Annotated in this window: 1 protein-coding gene; it reads right to left on the reverse strand. The window is 40.6% G+C overall.

The window, feature by feature from the left end; translation table 11 throughout:
• The coding region (locus ACFING_RS09600; protein WP_375630726.1) for a DEAD/DEAH box helicase family protein at positions 1-2237 on the reverse strand (2237 nt) is incomplete at both ends.

The raw sequence follows: 2237 nt of genomic DNA on the forward strand, positions 1-2237 counted from the left end.
GTGATATGGTTTTGAGCAATCTCAGCCACATTGCCCGCCCAATTTTCCCAATAATCCGCAATAGCAAATTTCTTCGCAATAAGGGTTTTCAGAGCATTGAGAAACTCTTTATAAAAAGGTAATCGTCCTGTTACGCTATGAATAGTTTGTGGTTCATGAGCGGCTTTTCCAATCTCAAGTCCCATATGTTCTGATTTTTCATGGATATGAAGTTTATCCTCAACCGCGGTCATGCTCTTTAAGGCGACAATCTCTAAAACATCACTGACGTTTTGCCCTAAAATCATTTGGTTAAGGGTGATTTCAAAATTCTCATCATGAGCAAGCAAAGCATTGATCACTTGCCAGACTACCTTGTATCTCTTATTGTAGCGTAGGGCATGTTCAGCAGAAACCCCAGCAGGGATACCAACGGGTAAAATGATGTAGCCTCTTTTCTTGCCCTTTGCACGGCGCATGATACGCCCCACCGCCTGTATGACATCCACATAACTTTTACGCGGGTGTAAAAACATAATGGCATCAAGAGCGGGTACATCCACCCCTTCAGACAGACATCTTACATTGGTGAGCACACGGCAAGTATTTTCCCCCACATCTTCCTTAAGCCAATCAAGGGCTTTATTGCGTGATTTGGCACTTTGTGTTCCGTCAATATGATCAAAGGTACAGTGAAGAGGCGGGGTATCTTTATAGAGTTGATGAAGATTAAATAATTCTTCTTGTATTTCTTCAGAATTGAAGGTTTTACGAATGCGTTTAGAAGTCTTGATATCTTTACAAAATGCTAAAGCCCGCCGCATGGGATTGGGGTCATCACTTAGATCAACTTTTAGATCTATTTTAGCAAGGGCTTGATAACAACCTATGATCTTGGTTTTATCATCAAGAATAAGTTCATAATTTTCATCGGTCATCAGATGTTGAATGGATTGACTTACTTCCTCTTCATTAACACCCAAAACAATAATCTTATAAGGTGCTAAAAGTTCATTCTGAACGGCTTTTGAGAAAGTATAGGTATAAAGCTCTTTTCCATAGAGCTCTTCATCATCCATAGATGCTAGAACGGCATTGATTTCATTGGCTTTCTTTTTGGCATCATCGGTAAAGATCTTGGGCGTTGCTGTCATATAGAGGCGTTTTTTGCCTTGAATGATGCTGTTATCGTGAACCTTGATAAAATCAGATTCATTGTCGTCAGTTCCCAATGAAGCCCCAGTGGTTCTATGGGCTTCATCGCAAATGATGAGATCAAATTCGGGTAAATCATACTTTTTTTGTGCATCGGAAATCACTTGGATTGAATGATAAGTGGAAAAGACCACGGTCATCAGATCATGTGAAACCTTACCCGCTTTGCTAGCCAGTTCTTTTGCATCCGTGGTAGCAGGCAAGGCAAGATCAGAGCTATCAAATTCAAGAGCATCATTTTTATTATTCTTACGACGCTTACCCACTTGTGTATCGGAACACACGGCAAAGGAACGCAAAGGCACTTCTGTATCTTCTGTCCATTCACGAATTGTTTGAGAGATAAGAGCAAGGGAGGGCACTAGAAACAATACGCGCTTGCCTTGACCTGCTATGGTTTCTGCTATCTTCAAACTGGTGAAAGTCTTGCCCGTACCACATGCCATAATCAGCTTGCCACGGTCTGCTTCTTGTAAACCTTCACAGACTTTCTCAAGGGCTTCTTTTTGATGATCTAAAAGCTTTTTTTGGGGTTGCTCTTTAAGAACGGCTTGTCCTTGTTCTTTATACGCCCCCCAATCGATTTGACTGTTCTCTAAATCAAAAAGGTTTATGCGTTGAATACGAACCTCTTGTCCTTCACAAGTCAGTTCAACATTATCACTCCAATCTGTTTCGGTGCTATCAATCAGAATACGACGGGTGAATATTTTCTTGCCAGACGCTGCTATAAAACTATCAATATCTTCTTTTTTAATTATGTGAGAGGCGTCATAGCATTTACATTGAATAGCCGCATAGCCACCTTCATCACGGATTGTAGCGATCAAATCAATACCAATATCCGTTCCATCTTCATCATGCTCCTTAGCCCATTCCAAATAAGTTTGAACCTTTTCGTATTCTTGCTTTTGAAGCGGGTCGTTTGTCAAATAAGCCATGACAAGGTTTTCAAACAGAGTTCCTAATTCACGGGGTGATTTAGCTCGTTGACGATAATATTCTAAGAGAGAGCGTAAAGTGACATGTTCATTATCATACTT

Source organism: Bartonella sp. AP150HLJHH, assembly GCF_042196385.1.
GTDB lineage: Bacteria > Pseudomonadota > Alphaproteobacteria > Rhizobiales > Rhizobiaceae > Bartonella.